Origin of the sequence: Mycolicibacterium novocastrense, assembly GCF_001570485.1 — a bacterium.
In the GTDB taxonomy this organism is placed as follows: domain Bacteria; phylum Actinomycetota; class Actinomycetes; order Mycobacteriales; family Mycobacteriaceae; genus Mycobacterium; species Mycobacterium novocastrense.
The window spans coordinates 184,315-204,363 of record NZ_BCTA01000093.1; the positions used below are offsets into that span (position 1 = coordinate 184,315).

Annotated in this window: 17 protein-coding genes, 1 pseudogene and 1 riboswitch; of the genes and pseudogenes, 10 read left to right on the forward strand and 8 right to left on the reverse strand. The window is 67.6% G+C overall.

The genetic code is table 11. From position 1 onward, the window contains the following. Positions 1 to 64: 64 nt before the first annotated feature. A complete protein-coding gene (locus RMCN_RS27795) occupies positions 65 to 3,277 on the reverse strand; it encodes an ATP-binding protein (protein ID WP_234787813.1) in 3,213 nt (1,070 codons plus the stop codon). Positions 3,278 to 3,324: 47 nt separating this feature from the next. On the opposite strand from RMCN_RS27795, the pseudogene RMCN_RS27800 reads away from it, so the two are divergent. Beyond that, positions 3,325 to 3,969: pseudogene (locus RMCN_RS27800) on the forward strand (carboxymuconolactone decarboxylase family protein); the annotation flags it as partial. On the opposite strand, the gene RMCN_RS27805 reads toward RMCN_RS27800, so the two are convergent. Beyond that, entirely contained in the window at positions 3,938 to 4,846 is a 909-nt protein-coding gene (locus tag RMCN_RS27805) for a sigma-70 family RNA polymerase sigma factor (protein WP_067396078.1), read from the reverse strand. The pseudogene RMCN_RS27800 and the gene RMCN_RS27805 overlap by 32 nt on opposite strands. Positions 4,847 to 4,952: 106 nt before the next feature. Between RMCN_RS27805 and RMCN_RS30925 the strand changes: the two genes are divergently transcribed. From RMCN_RS30925 to RMCN_RS27810, 3 genes are read left to right on the forward strand one after another with little or no spacing between them, the layout of a single operon-like run. After that, positions 4,953 to 5,474: a hypothetical protein gene (locus RMCN_RS30925; RefSeq protein ID WP_131808618.1), complete on the forward strand. Its 522-nt coding sequence runs from the start codon at positions 4,953 to 4,955 to the stop codon at positions 5,472 to 5,474. Beyond that, on the forward strand, positions 5,471 to 5,770 hold the full coding sequence (locus RMCN_RS31705) for a hypothetical protein (protein ID WP_067396084.1): 300 nt from the start codon (positions 5,471 to 5,473) through the stop codon (positions 5,768 to 5,770). Before RMCN_RS30925 ends, RMCN_RS31705 begins: the two co-directional genes overlap by 4 nt. Then, positions 5,767 to 6,603: a PrsW family intramembrane metalloprotease gene (locus tag RMCN_RS27810; protein ID WP_234787814.1), complete on the forward strand. Its 837-nt coding sequence runs from the start codon at positions 5,767 to 5,769 to the stop codon at positions 6,601 to 6,603. Before RMCN_RS31705 ends, RMCN_RS27810 begins: the two co-directional genes overlap by 4 nt. Here the strand turns inward: RMCN_RS27810 and RMCN_RS27815 are convergent. After that, positions 6,600 to 8,096, reverse strand: coding sequence for a gamma-aminobutyraldehyde dehydrogenase (locus tag RMCN_RS27815; protein ID WP_067396325.1), 1,497 nt, complete (start codon positions 8,094 to 8,096; stop codon positions 6,600 to 6,602). The two genes, RMCN_RS27810 and RMCN_RS27815, sit on opposite strands and share 4 nt — an antisense overlap. Positions 8,097 to 8,206: 110 nt before the next feature. Between RMCN_RS27815 and RMCN_RS27820 the strand changes: the two genes are divergently transcribed. The 4 genes from RMCN_RS27820 (at position 8,207) to RMCN_RS27835 (ending at position 12,443) form a co-directional block, all read left to right on the forward strand. Continuing rightward, positions 8,207 to 8,728: an Lrp/AsnC family transcriptional regulator gene (locus RMCN_RS27820; protein ID WP_064345726.1), complete on the forward strand. Its 522-nt coding sequence runs from the start codon at positions 8,207 to 8,209 to the stop codon at positions 8,726 to 8,728. Beyond that, positions 8,725 to 10,095, forward strand: coding sequence for an aspartate aminotransferase family protein (locus tag RMCN_RS27825; RefSeq protein ID WP_067396086.1), 1,371 nt, complete (start codon positions 8,725 to 8,727; stop codon positions 10,093 to 10,095). Before RMCN_RS27820 ends, RMCN_RS27825 begins: the two co-directional genes overlap by 4 nt. Before the next feature lie 20 nt (positions 10,096 to 10,115). Next, positions 10,116 to 11,138 (forward strand): SMP-30/gluconolactonase/LRE family protein, encoded by a 1,023-nt coding sequence (locus RMCN_RS27830; protein ID WP_067396327.1) that lies wholly within the window; start codon positions 10,116 to 10,118, stop codon positions 11,136 to 11,138. 81 nt (positions 11,139 to 11,219) lie between these two features. Further along, positions 11,220 to 12,443, forward strand: coding sequence for a D-alanyl-D-alanine carboxypeptidase family protein (locus RMCN_RS27835; protein ID WP_067396089.1), 1,224 nt, complete (start codon positions 11,220 to 11,222; stop codon positions 12,441 to 12,443). Here the strand turns inward: RMCN_RS27835 and RMCN_RS27840 are convergent. Further along, entirely contained in the window at positions 12,440 to 13,390 is a 951-nt protein-coding gene (locus RMCN_RS27840) for an NAD(P)H-dependent flavin oxidoreductase (protein WP_067396091.1), read from the reverse strand. The two genes, RMCN_RS27835 and RMCN_RS27840, sit on opposite strands and share 4 nt — an antisense overlap. A gap of 25 nt (positions 13,391 to 13,415) precedes the next feature. Beyond that, positions 13,416 to 13,483, forward strand: a riboswitch (guanidine-III (ykkC-III) riboswitch). Between the two features lie 14 nt (positions 13,484 to 13,497). On the opposite strand from RMCN_RS27840, the gene RMCN_RS27845 reads away from it, so the two are divergent. Continuing rightward, positions 13,498 to 13,821 (forward strand): DMT family transporter, encoded by a 324-nt coding sequence (locus RMCN_RS27845; protein ID WP_064413359.1) that lies wholly within the window; start codon positions 13,498 to 13,500, stop codon positions 13,819 to 13,821. Here the strand turns inward: RMCN_RS27845 and yhjD are convergent. The 3 genes from yhjD to RMCN_RS27860 are packed head-to-tail and all read right to left on the reverse strand — an operon-like array spanning position 13,815 to position 16,705. Then, positions 13,815 to 14,861: an inner membrane protein YhjD gene (yhjD, locus tag RMCN_RS27850; protein WP_067396094.1), complete on the reverse strand. Its 1,047-nt coding sequence runs from the start codon at positions 14,859 to 14,861 to the stop codon at positions 13,815 to 13,817. The genes RMCN_RS27845 and yhjD overlap by 7 nt on opposite strands. A 15-nt stretch (positions 14,862 to 14,876) precedes the next feature. Next, entirely contained in the window at positions 14,877 to 15,893 is a 1,017-nt protein-coding gene (gene trpS / locus RMCN_RS27855; RefSeq protein ID WP_067396098.1) for a tryptophan--tRNA ligase, read from the reverse strand. Continuing rightward, the gene (locus RMCN_RS27860) at positions 15,890 to 16,705 is read right to left on the reverse strand and encodes an exodeoxyribonuclease III (RefSeq protein WP_067396330.1); all 816 of its coding nucleotides are present in this window, start codon (positions 16,703 to 16,705) and stop codon (positions 15,890 to 15,892) included. Before RMCN_RS27860 ends, trpS begins: the two co-directional genes overlap by 4 nt. Positions 16,706 to 16,774: 69 nt before the next feature. Between RMCN_RS27860 and RMCN_RS27865 the strand changes: the two genes are divergently transcribed. After that, positions 16,775 to 17,617: an epoxide hydrolase EphH gene (locus RMCN_RS27865; RefSeq protein ID WP_064413356.1), complete on the forward strand. Its 843-nt coding sequence runs from the start codon at positions 16,775 to 16,777 to the stop codon at positions 17,615 to 17,617. On the opposite strand, the gene RMCN_RS27870 is transcribed toward RMCN_RS27865, so the two are convergent. Then, complete coding sequence (locus tag RMCN_RS27870; protein WP_067396101.1) at positions 17,614 to 19,869, reverse strand: NADP-dependent isocitrate dehydrogenase; 2,256 nt, start codon at positions 19,867 to 19,869, stop codon at positions 17,614 to 17,616. The two genes, RMCN_RS27865 and RMCN_RS27870, sit on opposite strands and share 4 nt — an antisense overlap. Between the last annotated feature and the right edge of the window lie 180 nt (positions 19,870 to 20,049).

Genomic DNA, 20,049 nt, shown 5'->3' on the forward strand with positions numbered 1-20,049 from the left:
CAGAAACCCGTATCGCACCCCTCCCCGCCATCCAGGAGTTCAAGCGCGCGTTGATGTTCGCGCGCTAGGAGCGAGGCATCGCGTCGGCCAGCTGGATGTGTCCCCGGAAGCCGAATTCGACCGCCAGGGCGCGATAGCGCTCGACGAGGTCGCGAAAGCCGCTGTCGTCGCCTTGCGCGCGGGCCAGTCGGGCACGCATGCGCAGCAGCTGGATCTCGTTGACAACCACGCCGGGTTCGGTGGCCATGTCCGCGAACCGGTCGATGTGCTCGGCCGCCTCCCGGATGTCATCGGGTCCGCCGCGCCGAAGCAGCGACTCCACCAGAACCGCGAAGGCCTCTACAGAGAAGAGCTTCTCTTCGTTTCGCACTAGCGTGTTGACAATCGATCTCAGGTCCTCGATGGCGTCGTCGAGGTCGCCTGAAGCGGCGGCGATCTCGGCGATGCGCACTCTGGCGCCGACCGCGGGCGAGAAAATGGAACTGCCCTCGTACAGGTCGCACGACTCGCGGAGAGCCTCCAATCCGCGTCGCCGCTCGGCTTCCGTCGGCTGCGAAGTGAGAACCAGTCCCAGGGCCGAACAAGCGGTGGCCAGCGCGAGAACGTCGCCGATCTCCCGTCCCTTCCGGACCGCTTCCTCCGTGTCCGCAAGGACGCGATCGTCGGCAACGATGGCCTTTGTGTGCATGCCGAACGAGTAGCCGATTCCGATAATGAACACCAGGAGTGTCCCGACCGGGTGAACTTCACGTTCCAGCGTGGCACTTCGGCGTGCGCTCTGCAACCAATCAGGTTCGCCAAGAACACATTTGGCGACCGAACCCCAGATCAACGCCGTCGCCAGCGCCGAGCTGACCTGCTCGCCGCTCATGTCCGCGCCTGTGTAACCCTCGAGCAGTCCGGCCGCCCAATCCGCGATGTGATGCGCCTCTCGCACCTCCCCGGCGAGTATCTTCGCCATCACGCCCGCATGGATGTACGCGAGCGCCCTCACCGCACCCTCGCATCTCTGAAGCAATTCGAATTGCTCGGACGCCAGCGTGGAAGCTTCGCGGTGGCGATGCTGGAAACTCAGCAAAGCGATCTGGCCGTACATGCCGATCGCCAGCGACAGGTAGTCACCGCAACCCTCACACAGTTCCCTGAGTTCTTCGAAGCCGGTGTCGGCCAGGCCACCGCCGACTCGCCAGGTCGACATGCACAGCATCGTCTTCGGCACGATGCGCAGGGCCGTGCGGTTCGGGTCGCCCTCGGGCAACGCGTCGGCGGCTTTCGCGGCGCGCTCCCAACCCGCCCGCGCGCCTCGGATGTCGCGCTGTACCGACCAGGAGGCCGCCCGCAGGTGCCAGTTGTACGCCGCCGCCAGATCGCCTGCCGCTTCCAGGTGTTCGGCGATCAATGCCGCGTTCTCACCCGCCGGGCTACCCTCTTCGATTGCGGCCGCCAGGCGCCGATGCAGTTCGGCGCGTTCGGATTTCAGCTGCGACTCGAGTGCCACCGTGCGGATCAGCGGATTGCGGAAGACGAACTCAGGCCGACTACCGAACCTGATCTGCTCGATGAGCTGCGCATCGAGCAGATCCTCCACGGCGGGTTCGACCCCGAGCGCACTCACGAGATCCAAACCGAATTCCGCGCCGACGACCGCCCCGGCGCAGAGCGTGCGCTTCGCTTTCGAGTCCAGACGGTCGATGCGCGCCGCGATCGTCGTCTGCAGAGTCGCGGGCACGCTCACACCGGCGTCGTCTGCCGCGTTGCGAAACCGCCCGGGCTCGCCGTCGAGCACGCCGCGCTCGGCGAGTTCGCGCACCATCTCCTCGGCGAACAGCGGATTGCCCGCTGCCCGTTCGCGAATCGTTTCGCGCAGCTCCCCGACCGAATCGGCGGCGCCGAGCAGTGCGTCGACGATCGCGCACACGTCCGCGTCGCGAAGCGGCGCCAGCGCGATGGTGTGCCCGCCCCGGATCCGCGTCAAAATCCCTTGGTACTCGGGTCGATACGTGATCACCGTCAAAAGGTGCGTCTGAGGGACCACCGTCAGGAAGTCCGCCAGCATCGACTCGCTGACCTCGTCCATCCAATGCACATCCTCGATGACGTACACCGCAGGAATCTTGCGAGCGAGGCAGTAGGTGTTGACCATCGCGGTCAACCGCCGCCGCCTGGCCTCCGGGGTGATGGTCGCCGACGCGGCATGGGGCTCGCCGATGCCCAACAGATCCTCGAACAGCAGCACGTCCTCGGCGTCGACATCGGGGAGGGCAGCGCGGAGCCGGGCACGCGCGGAGGCACCGTCGAGACGCTCCACGCCGGTAGCCGTCCGGAGTAACGCGGCCAGCGCATGGAACGGGACCTGCTTGGTGTGCGACTCGCAGAAGGAGCGGACCACCTCGATGCCCCGCCGATCGGCCAGCGCCGCGACCTCGCGCGCGAGCCGGCTTTTGCCGATACCCGGCGGTCCGACCAACCCGACCACGGCGCCGTGGCCGTCGATCGCGCCCTCCAGCAGCCCCGCGGCAGCCGCCAGCTCCCACCGTCGGCCGACCAACGGCGATTCGTCGCGCCGATCGGGGCGGTGGAGCCTACTGATGCTGATCAGTCGGTGAGCCGCAACCGGTTCCTCGGCGCCCTTGATCCGTACCCGCTCGGGCTCACCGAGGACGGCCACACCGTCGACCAGCCGCGCCGTCGACTCGCTGAGCATCACCGCACCGGGCGCGGCGACCGCCTCCATGCGTTGCGCGATGCCGACCTGCTCGCCGATCGCGGTGTAACCGAATGCACCGGAACCCATGTCGCCGGTGATGACCCGGCCGGAGTTCAGCCCGACGCGCAACCGGAGCTCGACACCGTCGCGTCGTGCGACGTCGGCCGCGAGGCGCTCGGCCTCCTCCTGCAGCCCCAGGGCCGCCAGGCAGGCGCTCGCGGCGTGGTCCTCCAACGCTACGGGCGCGCCGAACACCGCCATCAGCCCGTCGCCGGTGAACTTGTCCACGGTGCCGTCGTAACGCCGGATGACCGCGGCGCAGCGTTCGACGAGGTCGGTGATGATCTCGCGCAACCGTTCGGCACCGAGCGCCGCCGCGATGTCCATGGACCGCACCACGTCGGCGAACAACACGGTCACGTGCTTGTACTCGGCGGATCGGGCGGATTGCACGACCGCGGCGCCACACTCACTGCAGAACTTGGCGGTCGCCGCCAGCGGCGCTTCGCAGCCGGCGCAATGAAGATCCGCGGCGGTCGCTGTGCCGCCCGGACCCCGCCCTGCGTCCACCTGGACATCGTGTCACCAGCGCGGACGCCATGTCGCACATTCGGCTGTCACACATCGGCGGGCTGTCTCGTCTAACCGGTATGACCGAGAACGCACAGAAAACGCGGATCGAACCCCTGCCCCCGCAGCGCGCGACGCTGCTGACCAAGCTCCTGTACCGGGTGGCCAAGCGCCGGTTCGGCGAGGTCCCCGAGCCCTTCGCCGTGGCGGCGCATCACCCCCGGTTGATGATCGCCAACGTCGTGCACGAAGGCATGCTGCAGTCGGGGTCGAAGAAGCTACCCAAGAGCGTCCGCGAGCTGGCGGTGTTCTGGGCCGCCCGGACGGTCGGATGCTCGTGGTGCGTCGACTTCGGCGCGATGCTGCAACGCCTCGACGGCCTCGATGTCGACCGCCTCAAGCACATCGACGAGTACGCGACATCGCCGCTGTTCTCCGAGGACGAACGCGCCGCGATCGCCTACGCCGACGCGATGACCGGCGATCCGCACACCATCACCGACGAACAGGTCGACGACCTTCGCCGACGGTTCGGCGACGACGGTGTCATCGAGTTGACGTATCAGATCGGTCTCGAGAACATGCGGGCACGGATGTACTCGGCGCTGGGCATCACCGAGCAGGGCTTCGGCTCCGGCGACGCGTGCCGGGTTCCGTGGGCTACCGACGAGCCCTCAGCGGCGAACCGGTGAACTTGTCCGGGTTGGCGATATCCCATATCGCGCAGACCTTGCCGTCGCGCACGGTCATCGCGGTGAACCGCGGCGTCATCTCCGGATAGCCGTCGCGGGCCGGCGATCCCGGTGTCCAGCTGCCGAACTGGCCGTTGATCAGCGCAGGCACACCCGCCTCGAGCCAGGACGGTCCATAGCGGCGGGCCAGCCCGAACAGGAACCGAGCCACTTTCTCCGGTCCGCGGATGACGCGCGGCGCGGTCGGCGCTCTGCGGTTCGAGTCCCCGGTGAAGGTGACATCGGGATGAAGCAGTGCCACAACGGCTTCCATGTCACCGTCGGCGAGCGCCGCCATCAGCGCACCCGCCACCTCGTTGTGGGCGTCATCGGGTACTGGCGGCGGAGCGTCCGCGACGGCACGCCGGGCCCGCGAGGCCAGCTTCCGCGCCGCCGCCTCGCTGACACCGAGCACGTCGGCGACCTCGCCGAACGGCACCGAGAAGCCGTCGTGCAGCACGAACGCCACCCGCTGATCCGGGTTGAGCCGTTCGAGCACCACCATGGCGGCGAACCGGGCGTCCTCGCCGGCGACCACCGACGCCAACGGGTCATCGCCGTCCAGCGCAGTGACGACCGGCTCCGGAAGCCATTCCCCGACATAGGTTTCGCGCCGATGCGCCGCCGAACGAAGCCGGTCCAGGCCCAACCGGCTGACCACCGTCGTCAGCCATGCCCGCAGGTCCTTGATCGACTCGTGGTGGGCGCCGTTCCAGCGCAACCAGGCATCCTGCACGATGTCCTCGGCGTCGGCCACCGTGCCCGTGAGCCGGTAGGCGACGGACAACAGGTGCGGCCGCAGCTCCTCGAACTCGTCGACCCGCGCGCTGGCGGTCATTCGGTCAGCCTAGTGCGCCAACACTTCCAGCGTGGCGTGCCCGCCGCGGTGCATGTCGCTTGCTAGGTTCGACCCCGTCATAGCCGGACTTATCGAGGGGACGCCGTTGATCGAGATGCGGGCAGCGCTGCTGCTGGCGACGGGACTGATTGCGGTACCGGGGATCCCGATGGCCGCCGCGGCAATGGTCGAAGACGACGCCTGGCAGCCGAGTTCCGAAACGACGGTGCTGACCAGCGAGGACGGCAACGAGATCTCCGTCGCCGGCCCTGCGGGCTGGGATGCCCGCGAATTCGGCAACGGGGTCGGCTACCGCTCCGGTGACGAGCTGGTCATCGTGCAGGTCTTCGACCGTGGAGGCCGAGACGTCGACGCGGTTGCGCGGCGGCTCATGCGGGCCGACCGCATCACCGGTTCCAGCGCCGCGATGACAGGCGAAATCGTCACGACCGCCGACGGCACCCTCACCGGTGTGGGATGTGAGCTCGTCGCGGATGACCGGCTGGGCGAATGCGCCTTCCTGGCCGACGACGACGTGATCGTGTGGGTTCAGACCCTGGGGACGGCCGACCAGCCCGCACCGCCGCTGGACCTCGTGGTGGCACCGATCGGAAGGGAACTGCCGTGAGCGACCAGACGGTGCCGCAACGGCGTCCTGTGGTGTACCGACCCGAGTCCGCGGTGTTCTGGGTGTTCGTGGTGGCGCTGATTCTCGGAACGCTCGCGCTGCTCGACGATTCCGGCCCGGTCATCCGCGCGACGCTCGACGCCAACATCGCCCTGTCGTGGCTATGGCTGCTGTTCATCGCGTTCATGGTGTGGCTGATCTTCCGGTTCGACCCGTTTCGTAGTGGGCGGCGTTATCCGCAGGCCCTCGTGGCGGTTTCGCACTGGGCGGCACCGCAGCGGTGGCGATGGCGATGAGCGGCAACGGTGGACTCGGCCAATTGTGGAGCATGGTGCTGACGCCGGAGACGTTCACCGACTGGGAGGCCGCGCTCACCGCACCCATCATCGAGGAAGCGTCCAAGGCGTTGTGCGCGGCGGTGGTGCTGGTGCTGGGTGCCCATGTGTTGAACCGCATTTCGCATGCGCTGATGGTCGGGATGTTCGTCGGTTTCGGTTTCGACCTGATGGAGGACCTGTCGTACGCGGCGAACAGCGCGCTCCAGGACCTCGACTCGGATATGGCCGGTGCGGGTGGAAACCTCGTCGTGCGGTTCTTCACCGCCGTGCCGGCGCACTGGACCTATACGGCGCTGACATCGGTGGGCGTGCTGCTGTTGCTGCCGTCGTTCCGCGACCGCGAGCGATGGTCGACCGGGCGGCGGCTGGCCATCGCGTGCGGACTGCTTCTGAGCGGCCCGCTGCTGCACTTCACCTGGAACGCACCGGGTCCGGTGGCGGCGATGCCGCTCAAGATGCTCGGCAGCCTGGCGTTCTTTCTCGTCGTCGCGGCCTTGTTGCTACGTGACGAGCGGCGCTGGGTGATCGCCCGCATCGAGGCCGGCCGTGCCAGCGGCGAACTCGCCACCATCGGCGAAGACGTTCTGGATTCGCTGCCGACGCGACGCCGCCGCCGCGCCCTGCGCAAGTCGGCCAAACGGTCCGGCGGCCGCGCCGCGGCCAAAGCGGTCAAGGCCCAGCAGCGCGCCGCCCTCGACCGTATCCAGCGCTACGGCGAGACTACGGTTTCTGACGAATTCGGCTCGGATTCCGTCAGAAACAGCACTCTCGGCGCAGCGCGAAACGGTTAGCGCTTGCCGAAAACCGTGCGGTGCCACTCTTTTTCGGCAACCCCGGTGATGTCACTCATCACGTGCTTGACGGTGAGGTACTCCTCGAGCGAGTAATCGCTCATGTCCTTGCCGAACCCGGAGGCCCCGACGCCGCCGTGCGGCATCTCGCTGATGATCGGGATGTGGTCGTTGATCCACACGCAGCCGGCCTTGATCTGCCGCGACGCCCGTTGCGCGCGGTAGACGTCGCGGGTCCACGCTGAGGCGGCCAAGCCATACGCGGTGTCGTTGGCCTGCCGCAGCGCGTCGTCGTCGTCAGTGAACGAGCGCACCGTGAGGACCGGTCCGAAGATCTCGTCGCGATACACCTCGGACCGCTCATCGACGTCAGCGATCACGGTCGGTAGATAGAACGAACCCGGCCGGTCGGGGGCCGACCCGCCGCAGACGATCCGTCCGCCCTGTCCCGGCGCCCGCTCGACCATGCCGGCCACCTTCGCCCGGTGCGCCATTGAGATCAGCGGTCCGAGGTCGGTGTCCGGGTCCTGTGGGTCGCCGACGACGACCTTGGAGAACACCTCGGCGACGCCCGCGACGAAATCGTCGTAGAGCTCGCGCGCGACGATCGCCCGCGTCGCCGCCGTGCAGTCCTGACCGGTGTTGATCAGCGCGCCGGCCGCAGCGCCCTGGACGGCGGCGTCGAGATCTGCGTCGTCGAACACCACGAACGGCGCCTTGCCGCCGAGCTCGAGCTGCACCCGGTGGCCGTGCACCGCCGCCGCCGCCATCACCTTGCGGCCCACGGGCGTCGACCCGGTGAAGGTCACGACGTCGACGTCGCGGTGGCCGGCCAGCGCCGTGCCGACCTCGCCGCCGAGTCCTGTGACCACATTGAAGACGCCGTCCGGCAGGCCCGCCTCCTTGGCGAGGCGCGCGAGCGTCAACGTGGTCAACGGTGTCAACTCACACGGTTTGATCACCACCGAACAGCCGGCGGCCAACGCGGGCAATACTTTCCACACCGCCATCTGCAACGGATAGTTCCACGGCGTGATGGTGGCGACCACACCGACCGCCTCACGCCGGATGCTCGACGTGTGATCCGCGGAATACTCGGCGCTCGCCTTGCCTTCCAGGTGGCGCGCCGCGCCGGCGAAGAAATCGATGTTGTCGACGCTGCCGGGGACGTCGAATTCGGCGGCCAGCCGCACCGGCTTACCGGTCTGGCTGACCTCCTCGGCGACCAATGCCTCCGCGCTCTCGCCCGCCAGGTGCGCCAGCTTGAACAGGACAGCCGAGCGGTCCGCTGGCGTGGCGGTGGACCATTCGGTCAACGCCGCGCGGGCCGAGGCCACCGCGGTGTTCACGTCGGCGGGCGTGCCCAACGCGTATTCGGCGACGGCCTGCCCCGTCGCGGGGTCGGTGACCCGGTGGGCGGGTCCGCCGGTCGCCACCGCGGCGCCGTCGATCCAGCTGCCCGCCACACTGGCGGAAACGGATGTCGCAGTCATGGCCATACGCTAACGGACCCCTACGCTTTCCCATAGCCGAGCCGGGTCCGAACGAGTGATTTCATGGCTGTGGTTGCCTCTGACGACGAATTCCGTGCACAATCACTGGCATGCCTACTCCGGGTGCGACGCACGGCCTCGGCCCCGTTTCGTTCCGACTCAACCAGTCCCGTCCCGGCGCCGCGTTTCCCCTCGACGACTTGAGCAAGCAGATCATCGAGAAGCTGCAGCAGGACGGCCGCCGCTCGTATGCGGGCATCGGCAAGTCGGTCGGGTTGTCCGAGGCCGCCGTCCGGCAGCGGGTGCAACGCATGGTCGACGCCGGTGTCATGCAGATCGTCGCCGTCACCGATCCCATGCAACTGGGTTTCGCCCGCCAGGCGATGATCGGGATCCGCTGCACCGGCGACACCACCAAGGTGGCCGAAAAGCTGGCCGCCATCGAGTCCGTCGACTACGTGGTGCTCACCGCCGGATCCTTCGACGCCATCGTCGAGGTGGTCTGCGAGGACGACGACGACCTGCTCGACCTGCTCAACACCCAGATCCGAGCGCTGCCGGGAGTGATCTCCACCGAGACACTCGTTTACCTGAAACTCGTCAAGCAGCAATACAATTGGGGCACTCGATGACTTCAACCCTTTCGGCCGACCTCGGCGCGAAAGCCAACCGTCACCTGTGGGGTCACTTCGCCCGGCACGGCGCCGGCATCACTCCGCCGATCATCACACGCGGTGAGGGTGTCACGATCTGGGACAGCAACGGCAAGAGCTACATCGACGGGCTGTCAGGGCTTTTCGTGGTCCAGGTCGGGCACGGCCGCCAGGAATTGGCCGAGGCCGCCGCCAAACAGGCCGAGCAGTTGGCATTCTTCCCGCTGTGGTCTTACGCCACGCCGACCGCGATCGAACTCGCCGAACGCGTCGCCGGTTACGCACCCGGTGATCTGAACCGGGTGTTCTTCACCACCGGTGGCGGCGAAGCCGTCGAGTCGGCGTGGAAGCTGGCCAAGAACTATTTCAAGCTGACCGGCAAACCCGGTAAGCACAAGGTGGTTTCGCGTTCCATCGCCTATCACGGCACACCGCAGGGGGCGCTGGCGATCACCGGGTTGCCGGTGTTCAAGGCGCCGTTCGAGCCGCTGACACCGGGCGGCTTCCGGGTGCCCAACACGAACTTCTACCGCGCCCCCGCGCCGTACCAGGGCGACGAGAAGGCGTTCGGACAGTACTGCGCCGACCGTATCGCCGAAGCCATCGAATTCGAGGGCCCCGACACCGTCGCGGCCGTCTTCCTCGAACCGGTGCAGAACGCGGGCGGCTGCTTCCCGCCGCCGCCAGGGTATTTCGAGCGGGTCCGGGAGATCTGCGACGAGTACGACGTGCTGCTGGTGTCCGACGAGGTCATCTGCGCATACGGCCGGATCGGGTCGATGTTCGCCTGTGACGACTTCGGCTACGTCCCCGACATCATCACCTGCGCAAAGGGTTTGACGTCCGGCTACTCGCCGATCGGTGCGATGGTCGCCAGCGACCGGTTGTTCGAGCCGTTCAACGACGGCAAGACCATGTTCGCGCACGGCTACACCTTCGGCGGGCATCCGGTGTCGTCGGCGGTGGCGCTGGCCAATCTCGACATCTTCGAACGCGAGGGGCTCAACGACCACGTCAAGGAGAACGCACCGAGATTCCGGGCCACCCTCGAGCAGTTGTACGACCTGCCGATCGTCGGCGACGTTCGCGGCGAGGGCTACTTCTACGGCATCGAACTGGTCAAGGACAAAGCCACCAAGGAGACCTTCAACGATGAGGAGTCCGAGCGGATGCTGCGCGGGTTCCTGACCCCCGCACTCTTCGAGGCCGGCCTGTACTGCCGCGCTGATGATCGCGGCGATCCGGTCGTCCAGTTGGCCCCGCCTCTGATCAGCGGCCAGAAGGAATTCGACGCGATCTACCAGATCATGCGCGACGTGCTCGCCGAAGCCGGCCGCCGCATCTGAGTTTGCGCGAGACTGGCGGCGTGTCCACCGAGCCGAAGTCCACGAAGCCGCCGATCGATCCCGTCCGCTGGCAGCCGCCGCCCGTCGATCCGCTTCCAGATCTGCCGTCGGCCGACCTGACCGTCGTCAAAGTGCCCGGCAACGCGCCCGAGGACGTGGTGGTCGACGCCGAGGGTGCCATCTGGGCAGGCCTCGACGACGGCCGCATCGTTCGCATCGCGCCCGGTGGTGGCGACCCGGTCGTCGTCGCCACCACCGAGGGCCGGCCGCTGGGCCTGCACGTCGCGCATGACGGCCGCATCCTGGTCTGCACCAGCCCCGGCGGCCTGCTGGCACTCGATCCATCAAGCGGTACGGTGCAGACGCTCGTGGCTGAAGTCGACGACCGGCGGCTGATGTTCTGCTCGAACGTCACCCAATCACCGGATGACACAATCTATTTCACCGAGTCGACGAGCGCGTTCGACTACGCCCACTTCAAGGGCGCGGTGATGGAGGCGCGCCCGCGCGGCAGCCTGTTCCGCCGCGACGCCGACGGCACCGTGCTCACCGCGGTGGCGGGGCTGTATTTCGCCAACGGTGTCACCCCGACCGCCGACGGGTCGGCGTTGGTGTTCGCCGAGACGATGGGGCGCCGGCTGTCGAAGTTCTGGCTCACCGGCGAGCGCGCCGGGTCGGTGACCCCGCTTCGGGAGAACCTGCCCGGCCATCCCGACAACCTGTCCACCGGCGCCGACGGCCGCATCTGGTGTGCGATGGTCTCACCGCTCAACACCGCCGCCGAATGGCTCGCACCGCGCTGGCCCGCCCTGCGCAAGTTGTTGTGGAAGCTGCCCGACAACCTGCAACCCCAGATCAAGCCCGAGGTGTGGGCGGTGGCGTTCGATCCCGACACCGGTGACGTCGTCGCGGGCATCCGCTGCGAGCATCCGCACTTCGGCATGGTGACCGGTCTGGTCGAATCCGATGGCCGGCTGTGGATGGGCAGCATCGGGTTCCCCGCCGTCGCGCACGTCGACGTCGCGTCGCTGTCGATCCGCTAAGTCACAAATGAAACTCAAGTAACACCAGTCACAGCGCGCCTACGCGCGATCCGCCCTTTCGCGGCTTAATGTGCGGTCACGATGGCGAAGTTTCGAAATCCGCTGCACCGCGCCGCCGTACTGGCCACGGCCTTGTTCGTGGCCGCGGGACCGGCCGTGGCAAGCGCGCAGCCGCCGGCCGCCCCCGAGGCGAGCGCATGCCCGTACCGCGAGGTGACGCCGCCCGCGGTCGACGCATCCGAGGTGCCCAAACCGGGTCAGGCACCGCCCGCGCCGCTGCCGGTGCCGGCCACGCCGATGGGTGGCGAGAAGCTCTCCGGCTGCGGAGTCATCACCGCGCCGGGCACCCCGCCACTGCCCAACGACATCTCGGCCGAGGCGTGGCTGGTGGCCGACCTCGACTCCGGCGACGTCATCGCCGCCAAGGATCCGCACGGCAGGCACCGGCCCGCCAGCATCGTCAAGGTGCTGACCGCCATGGCGGCGATCAAGGAGCTGCCGCTGCACAAGGTCGTTCCCGGCACCGCCGAAGACGCCGCCCAGGAGGGCACCAAGGTCGGGGTCGGCGAGGGCGGCCACTATTCGATCAACGACCTGCTGCACGGGCTGCTGATGTACTCGGGCAACGACGCCGCGTTCGCACTGGCCCGCCAGATGGGCGGCTGGGACGCCACGCTGCACAAACTCAACGACCTGGCCCGCAAGCTGGGCGGCCTCGACACCCGGGTCGCCACGCCGTCCGGGCTCGACGGTCCCGGCATGAGCACCTCGGCCTACGACATGGCGCTGTTCTACCGGTATGCCTGGCGCAACCCGGTTTTCAGCGACATCGTGTTGACCCGCGCATTCGACTTCCCCGGCCGCGGCGATGTCGGCTACCCCATCGAGAACGACAACAAGCTCCTGCTCAACTACCCCGGCGCGATGGGCGGTAAGACCGGCTATACCGACGACGCCGGCCAGACGTTCGTCGGCGCGGCCGACCGCGACGGCCGCCGACTGGTCGCCGTGCTCCTCAAAGGCACCCGCCAGCCGATCGCACCCTGGGAACAGGCCGCGCATCTGCTCGACTACGGCTTCGCCACGGCGCCGGGCACCAGCGTCGGCACACTGATCGAGCCCGACCCGTCGTTGCTCGGAACCAAGCCGGGCGCCGACGGCACCAACCCCGCGGTCAACGCCGCCCCGATGATGTCGGACATCGACGCGATGCCGGTGCGGGTCGGGGTCGCGGTGGTCGGCAGCGTGATCGTGTTCTCGTTGATCATGGGCGCGCGGTCGCTGAACCGGCGCCCGCAGCACTAACCCCAGCGGCGCAACAGCGACTCGGCCTCGGTGCAGAGCCGTTCGACCACGTCGGCCGCGGAGCGCGTTTCGCGGACCATACCGACGCCCTGGCCGGCGTTGACGGGCGCCACCGAGTAGTCCTCGGCGGCTGCGGCAGCGGCCAGGACGGCGCGCGAATCGGCATCGATGAGGTCCTCGCGCCCGTCGAAGCGGTCGACGAACTGGTTGCGTAGCACCCGCTCGGGAAACGTTGTCGGCCAAGGGTAGTCGAGAGCAATGTCGAAGACGCGCGTCGTCACAGTATCCTCGCCCGATGCGCGCAGCAGGTGCTCGCGGGCGCCATCGGACGTCGTCGCTTCGGTGCAGGTTGTGAACGCCGTACCCAGCCAGGCGCCCGAGGCTCCAGCGGCCAGCACCGCCGCAAGCCCGCGGCCCGTGCCGATACCGCCGGCGGCCAGCACGGGCACCGTCACCGCGTCGAGCACCTCCGCGAGCAACGGCAGGGTGCCGATGCGCGCCTCGCCGTGCCCGCCGCCCTCCGCCCCGCGCGCGACGATCACGTCGACGCCCGCGTCGGCCGCCCGCCGCGCACCGGTCACATCGGCGACCTGGGCGGCCACCGACACGCCGGCGTCGTGGGCCCGCTGAACCCAGGACCATTCGTCGCCGAAGCTGACGGCCAGCAGCGCGGGCTTCGCGGCGAGCGCCACCTCCAACAGTTCCGGCTCTGCCGCCGTCACCCAGTGCACGAGCCCGATACCGAACGGACGCCCGAGCCCCGACACGTGCGGCAGTTCGGCCGCCAACTTCGCGGCGGTGGCCGAACTTCCCATCCCGACCATGCCGAGGCCGCCCGCCCGGGATACCGCGGCGGCCAGGACCCCGCCCGCGGTGCCGCCCATCGGCGCGTTGACGATCGGCACCTCGAGGCCGATGCGGCGGGACCACGGCGTCGCAAGGGGCACGGATGCGACGTTACCGCTTTGTTACGGTGGGGCTGTCAGCAGTCGACACCGGACGAGCGGCGCCGTACCCGGACAGCGACAAGACGGCGTTTCGGAGGTGTTGTTTCATGCCCTGGGTCATCCTCATAGCTTCGGGTGCGTTCGAAGCCGTGTGGGCGGTCGCCCTGAGCAAGTCGGAAGGTTTCACCCGCCCGGTTCCGATCACCGTTTTCGTTGTGGCACTGATCATCTCGATGGGCGGCTTGGGTATCGCCCTGCGAGATCTACCCGTCGGCACCGGGTATGCGGTGTGGGTGGGCGTGGGCGCCGCGCTCACCGTCGCCTATGCGCTGGCCACCGGCGAGGAGAGCGCGTCACCGATCAAGGTGGCACTGCTGCTCGGCATCATCGGCTGCGTGGTCGGCCTGCAGCTGGTCAGCCAGAATCAATGACGCCGTCGGAGCTTCGAAATCCCTAGCGCGCCAAGCGCTCCCGCCGCCGCCGCGGTCAGCACACCGCCAACCCCGACACCCTCGTGCACCTGCACCCGGGGGGCGATCTGCACGAGCCCGGGCGGCGGGAGCGGTGCGGCCTCCATGTTCTCGATCGACGTGGCCGCCCACGCCGTGGCGAAGAGGATGAGCCGAGCGGTGATGTAGGCGAACACCATCAGGCCGAGAACCGGGCCGAACGTCGCCCCGGCCGGGCCGGTCACCACCGAGCGCAGGTAGATCGACGCCACCTGTTTGAAGACCTCGAACGCGACCGCCGCGAGCAGCCCGGCCCGCATCGCCGAGTGAAAGCTGATCGATTCGCGGGGCAGCCGCGCGATGATCCAGGTGAACAGCAGCCAGCTGATCAACACCGAGAACGCCAGCGAGATCACCCGCAGCAGGATGCTCATGCCCGGGACATCGCCCAGCCCAACCCATTCGACGGCCTTGCGGGCCACTCCAGAGCTGCTCACCACGGTCAGCGCGATGGTGGCCGCGATCGCCAGAAACAGGCCGGCGATGGCCGTCAAATCCGACAACTTCGTGCGCACGAAGCCGGGGGTTTCGCGTCGCATCAGGCCCCACATCTGGCTCAGCGCCTCGCGCAGGTTGGCCATCCAGCCCAGCCCGGCCCATGCCGCGGTGGCCAGCCCGATGATCCCGACCGAGGTGCGGGACTCGATCGCGGAGTCCATCAGTTCGACGAGCTGCGTGGCGACGTCGCCGGATACCGACGCCCGGATCCGGTCCTGAATGTCGGCGAGCAGTTCGGGTTGGCTGACCAGGATGAAACCCCCGATCGCGAATCCGACCATCAACAGCGGGAACATCGCGAAGACCGTGAAGTACGTGATGCCCGCCGCGTAGAAGTCGCCCTTGCTGTCGTTGTAGCGCTCCTGCGCCCGCATGACGTGGTCGAACCATTCGTGCCGCGCGCGCAGCCGGTCGACGAACCCCTTCTTCTCGTCGGGCGCTTCCGGCTCACCCGGAGGTTTCACAACAGCCTCCCCACGTCAGCCCCCCGGCCGCAGAAACCCCAACCGGTCGTATACCCGGCGCAGTGTCGTCGCAGACACGTCGCGGGCCCGTTCGGCGCCCACCGCCAGAATCGATTCCAACTCGGCGGGATCGGCGAGCAGTTCGTCGACCCGTTCCTTGATGGGTGTCACGAACTCGACGACGGCCTCCGCGGTGTCCGCCTTGAGGTCGCCGTATCCGCGACCCGCGTAACCCTCGACGAGCTTGTCGATGTCGGAGCCGGTGACCGCCGACTGGATGGTCAGCAGGTTCGAGACGCCGGGTTTGGCGTCGGGGTCGTATCGCACCTCGCGGTCGCTGTCGGTGACGGCCGAGCGGATCTTTTTGGCCGACGCCTTCGGATCGTCGAGCAGGCCGATCAGGCCGGCCTCGGTGCCCGCGGATTTGCTCATCTTCGACGTCGGGTCCTGCAGGTCGTAGATCTTGGCCGTCGCCTTCGGGATCATCGGCTCGGGGATGACGAAGGTGTCAGGGAAGCGCGAGTTGACCCGTTGCGCCACATCGCGTGCCAACTCCAGGTGTTGGCGTTGGTCCTCCCCGACCGGGACGAGCTCGGTGTCGTACAGCAGCACATCGGCGGCCATCAGCACCGGATAGGTGAACAAGCCCACGGTGGTGGCTTCGCTGCCTTCCTTCTGCGACTTGTCCTTGAACTGCGTCATCCGCGACGCCTGCCCGAAACCGGTGAAACAGCCGAGCACCCAGGCCAATTCGGCGTGCGCCGGAACGTGGCTCTGCACGAAGATCGTGCTGCGGCCCGGGTCGATACCCAGCGCCAGGTACTGCGCTGCGGTGACCAGCGTGCGCCGCCGCAGCCGTTCGGGGTCCTGCGGGATCGTGATCGCATGCAGGTCCACCACACAGAAGAACGCGTCGTGGTCGTCTTGAAGCCCGACCCACTGCTGGATCGCTCCCAGCGCGTTGCCGAGATGCAGCGAGTCGGAGGTCGGTTGGACACCGGAGAAGACGACGGGATTGCGCGAACTGCTCATGATCGTCCGATCATTTCACGCGAGCCGTATTCGACGGTCACCGGCGCGTGGTCCGACCAGCGCAACGCATACGCCTCGGCGCGCTCCACGCGGGCGGCAACGGCCCGTTCCGCCAGGGCTTTCGTGGCCAACTGGTAGTCGATGCGCCAGCCGGCGTCGTTGTCGAAGGCGCGGCCCCGCCACGACCACCACGCGTACGGACCCGGCTGGTCGGGGTGCAACTCGCGGACCACGTCGACCCAACCCGAGGCGAGCAGGTCGGTGAGCCACTGCCGCTCGCCGGGCAGGAACCCGGACTTCTTGAGGTTGCCCTTCCAGTTCTTGATGTCGTTCTCGGTGTGGGCGATGTTCCAGTCGCCGCACACGACGGCCTCGGAGTCGACCAGCTTCGCCATCCGCGCCGCGAGCTCGGCCATGAACCGTTCCTTCTCGAGCTGGCGGTCGGTCTCCGCCTCGCCGGTCTGGACGTAGACGCTCGCGACCGTCACCCCTGCGGTGTCGACCTCCAGATAGCGACCGTGCGCGCCGAACTCGTCGGACTCGAGCAGCCGGGACGCCGAGATCGGGTGGCGCGACAGCACGGCCACGCCGCTGCGGCCCTTGATGTGCGGTTCGGCCGAGGCGAGGCGCCAACCGTCGGCCAGGGCGGGCGCCAACGCGGCCGCGAGCTGGGCATCGTCGGCGCGGGTTTCCTGCAGGCAGATCACATCGGCGGTGGTCGATGCCAGCCACGGCAGCAGGCCTCGGTTCTGCGCAGAACGCTCTTTGACCGCGGCGCGGATGCCGTTGACGTTGATGGTGCTGACGATCAGCGAGGTCACAGCGGCAGACCATACCGACGCACTTGCGGTACCGGCGGTATCGCCTTTACTGTCGGGCGGATGGCTAGAAACTTGCCGCGCGACCCGCTCCACGTCGGCTCAGGTGAGCCCATCGTGTTGCTACACCCGTTCATGATGTCGCAGAACGTGTGGAAAAAAGTCGCCCCGCTCATCGCCGACACCGGCCGTTACGAGGTACTGGCCCCGACGATGCCCGGGCACAACGGCGGGGTGAAGGGGCACCGTTTCCTGGACACCAAAGAGCTCGCCGACGACGTCGAACGCCGAATGGACGCGCTGGGCTGGGATACCGCGCACATCGTCGGCAATTCGCTGGGCGGCTGGGTGGCCTTCGAGTTGGAGCGCCGCGGCCGGGCCCGCACGCTGACCGGGATCGCACCGGCGGGCGGATGGCGCAAGTTCACCCCCGCCAAGTTCGAGATCGTCGGCAAGTTCCTGGCCGGCTTCCCGGTGTGGGTGTTCACGCTGGTGTTCCGGCAACGTGTCCTGAAGCTTCCCTTCACGCGCTGGCTGGCGCACTTCCCGATCAGCGCCACGCCGGACCGATTGTCCGACGACGACCTCCTCGACATCATCGACGACGTCACCCACTGCCCGGCCTACTACCAGCTGCTGGTGAAGTCGCTGCTGACCCCGGGGCTGATGGAACTGGCCGAGAGCGCCTGCCCCACCCACCTGGTGATCTGCGAGAAGGACCGGGTGCTGCCGCATCCGCGGTTCACCCGGCACTTCACCGCGCAGCTGCCGTCGAGTACGCAGGTCACGCACCTCGACGACGTCGGCCACATCCCGATGTACGAGGCGCCGCAGCGCGTGGCCGATCTGATCGTCGAGTTCGTCGACCGCCACGCCGCCCCGCCGCGGGAGGCGCTCGGCGGTTAGAGCTGGGTCACCGGCTCGCTCGTCGCGCCCTCCAGCACCGAGTTCAACGTCTTACTGGGCCGCATCACCGCGGTGGTCTTCTCCGGGTCCGGGTAGTAGTACCCGCCGATGTCGACCGAGTCGCCCTGCACCTCGATGAGCTCGTTGACGATCGCATCTTCGTTGTGGGCCAACGACTTCGCGAGGTCGGCGAAGTGGTCGGCGAGCTCCTTGTCGTCGGTCTGCTCGGCGAGCTCCTGCGCCCAGTACATCGCGAGATAGAACTGGCTGCCCCGGTTGTCGAGCTCGCCGGTCTTGCGTGACGGGCTCTTGTTGTTGTCCAACAGCTTTCCGATGGCCGAGTCCAGCGTCTTGCCCAGCAGAACGGCCCGCTTGTTGTCGGTCTTGCGCCCGATGTCCTCGAAACAGGCTCCCAGAGCAAGGAACTCGCCGAGCGAATCCCAGCGCAGGTGGTTCTCCTCGACCAGCTGGTGGACGTGCTTGGGCGCCGAACCACCCGCACCGGTCTCGTACATGCCGCCTCCGGCCATCAGCGGCACGATCGACAGCATCTTTGCGCTGGTGCCCAGCTCCAGGATCGGGAAGAGGTCGGTCAGGTAGTCGCGCAGGATGTTCCCGGTCACGGCGATGGTGTCCTGGCCGCGGATCAACCGTTCCAGCGTGTACCGCATGGCCCACACCTGCGGCATGATCTGGATGTGTAGGCCCTCGGTGTCGTGCTCCTTGAGGTACTCCTTGACCTTCTTGCGCAGCTCCACCTCGTGCGGACGCTCGGTGTCGAGCCAGAACAGCGCGGTCATGTCCGAGGCCCGCGCCCGCGTCACGGCGAGCTTCACCCAGTCGCGGATCGCGGCGTCCTTGACCACCGGCATGCGCCAGATGTCGCCGGTCTCGACGTTCTGGGTCATCAGCACCTCGCCGGTGTCGACGTCGACGATGTCCGCGACGCCGTCCTCGGGGATCTCGAACGTCTTGTCGTGGCTGCCGTACTCCTCGGCCTTCTGCGCCATCAGCCCCACATTGGGCACGGTGCCGATGGTCGTCGGATCGAACTGGCCGTGGGTCTTACAGAAGTTGACCATCTCCTGATAGATCCGGCTGAACGTGGACTCGGGGTTCACCGCCTTGGTGTCCTTGGTGCGCCCGTCGGCGCCGTACATCTTGCCGCCGAGCCGGATCATGGCCGGCATCGACGCGTCGACGATCACGTCGCTGGGCGAGTGGAAGTTCGTGATGCCGCGGGCCGAATCCACCATCGCCAGTTCCGGCCGGTGCTCGTGCACGGCGTGGATGTCCTGGACGATCTCCTCGCGCTGGGAGGCCGGCAGCGCCTGAATCTTGTCGTACAGGTCGGACATGCCGTTGTTGACGTTCACGCCGAGTTCGTCGAGCACCTTCTGATGCTTGGCGAACGCATCCTTGTAGAACACCTTCACCGCGTGCCCGAACACGATCGGGTGCGACACCTTCATCATCGTGGCCTTGACGTGCAGCGAGAACATCACGCCGGTCTTGTAGGCGTCCTCGATCTGTTCTTCGAAGAACTCGCAGAGCGCCTTGCGGCTCATGAACATGCTGTCGATGATGTCGCCCTCGTCGAGGGCCACCTCCGGCTTGAGCACCAGGGTTTCACCGCTCTTGGTGGTGAGCACCATTTTGACCTTGCGGTCCTTGTCGAGCGTCATCGACTTCTCGCCGTGGTAGAAGTCGCCCGTCTTCATGGTCGCCACATGCGTGCGCGACGCCATCGACCACTCACCCATGCTGTGCGGATGCTTGCGCGCGTACTCCTTGACCGCCTTGGGGGCGCGCCGGTCCGAGTTACCCTGGCGCAGAACGGGATTGACCGCGCTGCCGAGAATCTTGGCGTAGCGATCCTTGATCGCTTTTTCTTCGTCGTTCTTCGGTTCACCCGGGTAGTCGGGCAGGTCGTAACCCTTGGCCTTGAGCTCCTTGATCGCGGCCAGCAGCTGCGGCACCGAGGCGCTGATATTGGGCAGCTTGATGATGTTGGTGTCCGGTTTCTCGGTGAGCTCACCCAGCCGCGCCAGGTTGTCGGGGACACGCTGCTCATCGGTGAGGCGGTCGGAGAACTCCGCGAGAATGCGTGCGGCCACCGAGATGTCACTGGTCTCGACGTTGATGCCCGCCGGTTCGGTGAAGGTCCGAATGATCGGCAGGAACGCGTAGGTCGCCAGCAGCGGCGCCTCGTCGGTCAGCGTGTAGATGATGGTCGGCTGCTCGGCAGTCATGGTGGGGTTCTCCCGGCTCGCTAATCGGTCAGGCCTCGGTCAGTCGACTACCAGTATTGCGCCGTACCCGACCCTCTGTGTGAGCCAGGGGGTCCGGCGGGAGGACTGTGATCGGCTACTGACGGGTAGCCGGCCGACGGCATCCCTCGCTGGCACGACGCGGCTGACGTGCGATAAGCT

What these genes read in the sequence shown, in the direction of transcription:
- RMCN_RS27805 (WP_067396078.1), bottom strand. Translation starts at nt 4,846, where the DNA reads ATGACCGCCAGCGCGCGGGTCGACGAGTTCGAGGAGCTGCGGCCGCAC.
- RMCN_RS27810 (WP_234787814.1), top strand. Translation starts at nt 5,767, where the DNA reads ATGAGCGGCAACGGTGGACTCGGCCAATTGTGGAGCATGGTGCTGACG.
- RMCN_RS27815 (WP_067396325.1), bottom strand. Translation starts at nt 8,096, where the DNA reads ATGACTGCGACATCCGTTTCCGCCAGTGTGGCGGGCAGCTGGATCGAC.
- RMCN_RS27820 (WP_064345726.1), top strand. Translation starts at nt 8,207, where the DNA reads ATGCCTACTCCGGGTGCGACGCACGGCCTCGGCCCCGTTTCGTTCCGA.
- RMCN_RS27825 (WP_067396086.1), top strand. Translation starts at nt 8,725, where the DNA reads ATGACTTCAACCCTTTCGGCCGACCTCGGCGCGAAAGCCAACCGTCAC.
- RMCN_RS27835 (WP_067396089.1), top strand. Translation starts at nt 11,220, where the DNA reads ATGGCGAAGTTTCGAAATCCGCTGCACCGCGCCGCCGTACTGGCCACG.
- RMCN_RS27845 (WP_064413359.1), top strand. Translation starts at nt 13,498, where the DNA reads ATGCCCTGGGTCATCCTCATAGCTTCGGGTGCGTTCGAAGCCGTGTGG.
- trpS (WP_067396098.1), bottom strand. Translation starts at nt 15,893, where the DNA reads ATGAGCAGTTCGCGCAATCCCGTCGTCTTCTCCGGTGTCCAACCGACC.
- RMCN_RS27865 (WP_064413356.1), top strand. Translation starts at nt 16,775, where the DNA reads ATGGCTAGAAACTTGCCGCGCGACCCGCTCCACGTCGGCTCAGGTGAG.
- RMCN_RS27870 (WP_067396101.1), bottom strand. Translation starts at nt 19,869, where the DNA reads ATGACTGCCGAGCAGCCGACCATCATCTACACGCTGACCGACGAGGCG.